Source organism: Epilithonimonas tenax DSM 16811, from assembly GCF_000428485.1.
Taxonomy (GTDB): Bacteria; Bacteroidota; Bacteroidia; order Flavobacteriales; family Weeksellaceae; genus Epilithonimonas; species Epilithonimonas tenax.
Genome location: NZ_AUAA01000072.1, coordinates 1 through 6,221 on the forward strand (window position 1 = coordinate 1; position 6,221 = coordinate 6,221).

Sequence of the window (6,221 nt, forward strand, 5' to 3'; positions counted from 1 at the left end):
ATAAGTTAAAAACGACTTTTTATAAGTTAAAAACGACTTTTTATAAGCGAAAAACGACTTTTTATAAGTTAAAAACGACACTGTTAAATGACAGATGTATTTATATGTCGTTTTAATTGTTTATCTTTGTTTTACAAAATCACATTTATGGAATTAATGGACGTGCAAAAAGACACGAAACTTATTTATCAACACAATATTATCACTTCGGGAAAATATGATTATTCTTCCTGTATGCTTGATATTCTTTTTATGGTTCTTTCTTGCCTTGAAAAGGACAGAATGGAATACACCATTCACAATCACGATATCGAAGAAATTACAGGGCGTAAATGGAATTATGCCCAACTAAGAGAAGCTACGGAAAACATAGGTAGTAGAATGTTTGAAATTGAAACTCCGGAAAGACATAGACAGATGTGGTTATTTGAATATGTCGATTATATGAAAGGTACGGGAAGCTTCAACATAAAAATCAATGAAAGCGCTAAACCATATTTTTTTGAACTGAAAAACAATTTTACATCAATGCAGTTAAAGTCTGTTTTGAATTGTTCTTCCAAATATGCAAAAAGGTTATATGCGATTGCTTGCCAATGGAGAAGTGTTGGTACGAAAAGATTTGAGATTAAGGAATTAAAAGAAATGCTGGGTCTAATTGATAAAAAAGGAAATGAGCAATTTGAAAGAATTTCTGATTTTAAGATTAAGGTTTTGGATATAGCCAGAAAACAAATTTCAGAAAATACCGATATCGAATTAGACTACGAACTTAAAAAGAAAGGCAGAGAATTTTTTTGGGTAACTTTAAGCATCGATTCTCAAAAATTTAAACAATTAGAAATTGAGTTTGATAAAACTGTTGACATTCAAAAATTCAAGTCTAAAGTTATTTCTTATGGCTTAACTCCAGAACAGGCAGAACTTATTGCGACTAAAGAAAAAGAAACCGATTTTGACAACCTTATCAATGATTTGAATGAAAAAATAAAATCACGTAAAATTACTGTTCTAAAATCTCCTGCTTATCTTGTTGGCATATATCAGAATAAAGGAATTCTTCCGAAAAAAGATTAAAAATTTGAGGTTATTACTACTTTTTATATCCTGTCCAGCATTATTTTTCCCTCAGATAAATGCAAAAATTGTCGGCATAAAAGATGGCGATACAGTTGTAGCATTGTTAGATGGGAATATTCAGAAAACTTTACGCCTGGCAGAAGTTAATCGTCCAGAATCAAAACAGCGCTTCGCAAATAACGCCAAACAATTTACAAGTTCTCAGGTTTTTGGAAAGAATATTATTTTCCATCCAACCCGATACAGACCGCTATGGTAGAACCATTGCGAAAATATTTTTACGATGATAAACATATCTCTGCGGAAATCATAAAGACTGGTTTAGGATGGTGGTACCATCAGTATTCGGACAACAAAGAGCTCGGAAAAATTCAGGATATTACCAAAGCTGAAGGTTTGGCCTTATGGAATGACAATAACCCTATTTCCCCCTATGATTGGAGATAATAGCAAAAGAAGTTAAATATTTATTAAAAAAAAGCATATTTATATAATTATATAAATATGCTTTTTTAAAGTTTGTAAATATAATTTTTATCTTGAATTGCACTCTGTTTCTCTAACAGACGTCACAAATAACATCTTGATTCTTTTAAAAAAAATCAAATATTAATGTGCGTAGTGCTTGTGTAGTCCTTCGACTTCGAAAGCTTGTTCTGCTAATGCAAAATCATAACTTTGTTGCAATCGAATCCATAACTCAGCATTTCCGCCAAATACATATGCAATTTTAAGTGCCATATTTGGAGTAATACTGCTTTTTTCATTCACAATATTAGAGAGTGTGAGCCTTGACACATTCAAAAGCTTTGAAGCTTCTACAATTGTCAGACCTCTTTCTTTAATTACTTCCTCTCTTAATAGTTCTCCTGGGTGAATGTTTAGACTTTTATGTCTCTTCATTTTTTTAAATAATATAACTGTTTTCGCTAATGATAATCTAAAAAGTTGAGTTCGGAAGCATCTCCACTTATGTTATCAAATTTGAATATAATTCTGTAGTTGCCGGAAACAGTAATTGCCCAAAAATCTGACAATTCCCCTTGTAATTTATGGGGTCTAGCCCCTATAAACACGTCTAAATCTTCCGGTACTTTCTTTAAACCTTCAATTAACACTAGTTGTCTTTTAATTTTGCTTACTAAGTGAGGTTGAAGTTTACTTGCATCTCCATCGGAGAATAATAATTTTAAGCCTTTATGCTTGATGGATGTAATTCCCATAATTTAAAAAATTGATAATACCTTTTCTGTTGTTTACACATATCTTCATCTCTTTTTTTGGTTGAACTTAAAATTCTCTTAATTGTATAGTGCAAATATACACTATACTTATTTATTAGCAAAATTTATCTTCCTTTTTATTTTAGTTTCTCTTAATTGATTATTAAAATAAATAGGCTGTTAATTATGTCAGCATTTATGATATTGATTTATTAATATAATATTTTGCTATTATATTTATATTTTATTTATTTGCAAACGAATTAATAATCAAAAAAAATCTAACAATCATGAAAATTACATTTTCAAAAATTTTAATTGCATCAGGAATATTTCTATGCTTAAATTCTTGTAGAGAGGAAGCTTTTGTATCAGATAAAGCTGGAAACACACCAAATATTGGCGATGCAAATGTGAAAAATGGGAGATTATATTTTCCAAATAAAGAGTCTTTAAAAGCTAAGTATGAAGAACTCAAGAGTGTTTCTGACAAAGATATTATAAGTTACGTAGACAATAAGAATTTCGAATCTCTTCGTCCTGTAATTACAGAAGAAAATGCTTCACAAGTTATCGAAACAATCAAAGAAAGAAAAATTAGCTTAGCTGTAAATAATTCACTTGCCGGTAAAGGTGTAGCCCAAAATCCATCTCAAATAGCAGTGGAAGATGTATTAACAGATTTGGATGATTTAGAAGAAATTATAGGAGATGATGCTTACTCAGCGATGTTAAATGGCGAAGCAGAAATTCAAGTAGCAGATAAAATATATAAATATACCGATGTAGGCTTATTTATAACTCCAGCGACAAAATATAATGTTCTTGTAAATTATCTTGAAGTAAATAGTATTTCTGGAAATCTTTTAAAGCCAACAGATGGTGAAGTAGCAAATGATTTTATTGAAAGTATGCCTTCTGAAAAATTGGTAACCATCAATCAAGATATTGAGTATTTTAACGCTAATAGAATGGCACCTGATCCTGAGGAAGGAGGAGGAGGCGGCGGAGGTGGCCCATATTATCCCCCAACTAACCCTCCTGTACAAGAAGATATTGCACAAATTGTAGAAGGTTTAAAAATAGGTGAAATAAGAACACCCAAATTAGGAAACATCTTTGGAACAACTTGGGTAACAGATGACAAATATGAAGATAGGAGAAGAGTGAAGGTGAAATTTTATTCTCAGGATTTGTGGCTTGTTTATGCTATTGGATGCAAAGTTAAACATCAGTATAAAGGATGGACAGGAACTTGGAGAAAAGAAAATGCTGATAAATTAGGGATGGGAGTGAATTCAATTGCTTGGTCATTTACTCATACATATGATCCACCATTAGGTGGCCTGCCAGGACAAAGATATTTTTTTGAAGATAAAGTATTTACTACTGTCGACCAATACTACAACTATGTGAATATGGGTCCCGCAAAGATGCCCAGCTTACCATTTGAAAAGAAAATTGACGGTGTGATAGAATGGGTTTACAATGCAACCTCTTTAACTCCCGAACAATTGCGAAAACTATTTTATGAGCAAGCGTGGAAACAGGTGAAAAAACTTGGAGAAAAACATAATAAAAAATATAATAGAGTTGCTTTTGTAGTAGATACCTACACTTACACTTATGTGGATTATTATGACTTCAGTGAGATTAAAGATAATCAAGATGTCCTGGAAAAGGTTTTTGATTGGGGAGCTGTGACACCTCAGATAACCTATACATTCGGTGGTGGTGTTGGGAATGGTTTAAGTATCACTAAACGTGATTTTGATTTTAAACATCCAACAGCTATGGGTGTAAATATGTATGGTATTGCTAAAAAAAATGGAGGATGGCACGGTGCTAAATTAATCAAAGAAAAAGAATGAGATTACTAATAATATTATTTTTCTTGCAATTTCTAGTTTTGTTTTCTTGTCAGTCTGATGAAGAACTCCAAAGACAATCTAATTCAAAGTATGAGGGTAATTACATTGGTTTCTATGATGGAAATGACAAAGGTGAGATATCCTTTAAAATCACTAATACAGGCAATATTGTTGGGGATTTAAAATATAATAATTCTACTACAACGGAGGAATTTTTAGGTTATGTTCAATCTACAGGAACACTCTCAGCAAATACACGAAGTGGTTTCGTTTTCAACGGACAAATAGCCAATTTTGAAAACTCTAATGGTAAGTGGACAAAAAACATTGGAAGTGAAGCTCTAAGTGGAACTTTCAAAATTCAAAAAAAATAATATGAAAAGACTATTATTCATAATATCATTATTTATAGGAATCCAAGCTTACTCACAGGAAAAAGCAAGTTTAGAAAAATCTGTGACAGGAATTCAGATAGGATTTTTTGGCGCTGAGTTTTATAATGAGGCTCGGCTCTCAGAAAGTTTTACGCTGAGAAGTCAGCTAGAACTATACCCATCTATCTGGGGTGGAGATATGTATAGTAAAACTGGATTCGCTCTGGCTCCTGCTATTTCTTTAACTCCTAAGTATTATTATAATCTTCAGAAAAGAAAAGATTCAGGAAAAAATATTTCTAACAATTCAGGAAATTATATTTCTCTAAAGTTGGAATATGTTCCTAATTGGTTTGTAATATCAAATACTAAGGACATTACTGTAAGTGAGACTATTTCGTTTGTTCCAACTTGGGGCTTCAGAAGAAACTTTGCAAAGAATTTCAATTATGAGTTCAAAGCTGGTTTGGGAATCGGAAAAATCTTGAAGAAAGGTTATTCCACACAGGTTGTTCCTGATCTTAGTTTTAAAATTGGCTATGATTTTTAAACTTTGCAATTCTCAATAATAAAAAAAAGAACCTTAATAGAAATTAAGGTTCTTTTTTTATACTATAGGTTCTCTGAAGTCGTGACGGAGTATCTAATCATACATTTCATTCTAATTAATTGCTCTAAACTATAAGTAATTATATATTTGTATAATTATATAATTATATAAATGGCTAAAATAATTTTAACCACTCATCAAAAAGGTGGTGTAGGAAAATCAACATTGACATTTAACCTGGCATCAAACTTAAGACAGAATGCAAAAGTTTGTATTGTTGATATGGATATGCAAGGTTCTCTTCTGAATATTCGAGAACTGTCAGAAGTTCCAATTTTTTCTGCAGACAAATTAAAGGAGATTACCAAATCCGATTATGATTTCATTTTCATAGATACACCTCCATACTTATCTGAAAAAATAACCGAATTGTGTGATTTAGCAGATGTGATTATTATACCCACAAAAGCAGGCGTTTTAGACCTCTTAGCAATCAAATCTACTATTGATACCGTTAAAGATTCTAAAGCTGAAAAAAAGGCAATAATTGTCTTTAATATGATTAAGCCTAACACAACTTTGACAGAAGAAATAAAAGACCAATTAAAAGAATACAATGTGAAAGTTTCTAAAAATATGATTTCTGACTTAGTTGTTTTTTCTCGTTCAGTCTTATTAAATGGGGTTGAAGAAAATAATAAAGCACAAAAGCAAATTGATAACTTGACAAAAGAAATATTAACATTATCAATCAATTAGAAGTATATAATTATATAATTATATAAATTACAAAATATGGCAAAGCAAGATTTTTCTGCCCTTATAGGCAAAGCAAAAAACGCCCCGGTTACAACACCGAAACAGATTGTAGTTCCTGTAAAGGAAAAAAAAGAAGAAACAATTTTTTCTTTGTACATCCCTACAGAGAAATTAAAGCAATTGAAATTATTGTCTGCAGAAAAAGGTATCAGCCTAAAAGAGCTTATAAACTCAGCAATTGACGAGAAGTATTTCAAATTTTAACAGTTATTTGGATATGCAAATAAAAATTCCAGTATAAGTTAAGCTACATTTTGATAAATTTTGTTTTGATTATTAAACTCTTCAATAGTTTTGTATTTCA

The 6,221-nt window shown here is 31.1% G+C and carries 10 protein-coding genes; 8 read left to right on the top strand and 2 right to left on the bottom strand.

The annotated features are described in order from the left end of the window. The first annotated feature begins 147 nt into the window (after positions 1-147). Genes F564_RS0117120 through F564_RS21055 form a run of 3 tightly spaced genes read left to right on the top strand, consistent with a single transcriptional unit; the run spans position 148 to position 1,527 of the window. Positions 148-1,077 (top strand): replication initiation protein, encoded by a 930-nt coding sequence (locus tag F564_RS0117120; RefSeq protein WP_028123670.1) that lies wholly within the window; start codon positions 148-150, stop codon positions 1,075-1,077. Between the two features lie 4 nt (positions 1,078-1,081). After that, positions 1,082-1,339, top strand: coding sequence for a thermonuclease family protein (locus tag F564_RS21050; RefSeq protein WP_228373931.1), 258 nt, complete (start codon positions 1,082-1,084; stop codon positions 1,337-1,339). Beyond that, positions 1,333-1,527 (top strand): thermonuclease family protein, encoded by a 195-nt coding sequence (locus F564_RS21055; RefSeq protein WP_228373932.1) that lies wholly within the window; start codon positions 1,333-1,335, stop codon positions 1,525-1,527. Before F564_RS21050 ends, F564_RS21055 begins: the two co-directional genes overlap by 7 nt. Positions 1,528-1,689: 162 nt before the next feature. Here the strand turns inward: F564_RS21055 and F564_RS0117130 are convergent, their stop codons facing one another. After that, positions 1,690-1,983 carry a HigA family addiction module antitoxin gene (locus F564_RS0117130; protein ID WP_028123671.1) on the bottom strand — a complete coding sequence of 98 codons (294 nt, stop codon included), beginning with the start codon at positions 1,981-1,983 and terminating at the stop codon, positions 1,690-1,692. A gap of 26 nt (positions 1,984-2,009) precedes the next feature. Next, a complete protein-coding gene (locus F564_RS0117135; RefSeq protein WP_034981923.1) occupies positions 2,010-2,303 on the bottom strand; it encodes a type II toxin-antitoxin system RelE/ParE family toxin in 294 nt (97 codons plus the stop codon). A 290-nt stretch (positions 2,304-2,593) separates the two neighbouring features. On the opposite strand from F564_RS0117135, the gene F564_RS0117140 reads away from it, so the two are divergent. The 5 genes from F564_RS0117140 to F564_RS0117160 all read left to right on the top strand — a co-directional run bounded on the left by F564_RS0117140 (position 2,594) and on the right by F564_RS0117160 (position 6,121). Next, complete coding sequence (locus tag F564_RS0117140) at positions 2,594-4,174, top strand: hypothetical protein (protein WP_028123673.1); 1,581 nt, start codon at positions 2,594-2,596, stop codon at positions 4,172-4,174. Next, the gene (locus F564_RS0117145) at positions 4,171-4,548 is read left to right on the top strand and encodes a hypothetical protein (RefSeq protein WP_154656915.1); all 378 of its coding nucleotides are present in this window, start codon (positions 4,171-4,173) and stop codon (positions 4,546-4,548) included. The genes F564_RS0117140 and F564_RS0117145 overlap by 4 nt, the downstream gene beginning before the upstream one ends. 1 nt (position 4,549) lies before the next feature. Next, positions 4,550-5,098: a hypothetical protein gene (locus F564_RS0117150; protein WP_028123675.1), complete on the top strand. Its 549-nt coding sequence runs from the start codon at positions 4,550-4,552 to the stop codon at positions 5,096-5,098. A gap of 171 nt (positions 5,099-5,269) precedes the next feature. After that, entirely contained in the window at positions 5,270-5,857 is a 588-nt protein-coding gene (locus F564_RS0117155) for a ParA family protein (protein ID WP_028123676.1), read from the top strand. Between the two features lie 36 nt (positions 5,858-5,893). Then, on the top strand, positions 5,894-6,121 hold the full coding sequence (locus F564_RS0117160; RefSeq protein ID WP_028123677.1) for a hypothetical protein: 228 nt from the start codon (positions 5,894-5,896) through the stop codon (positions 6,119-6,121). Positions 6,122-6,221: the final 100 nt, after the last annotated feature.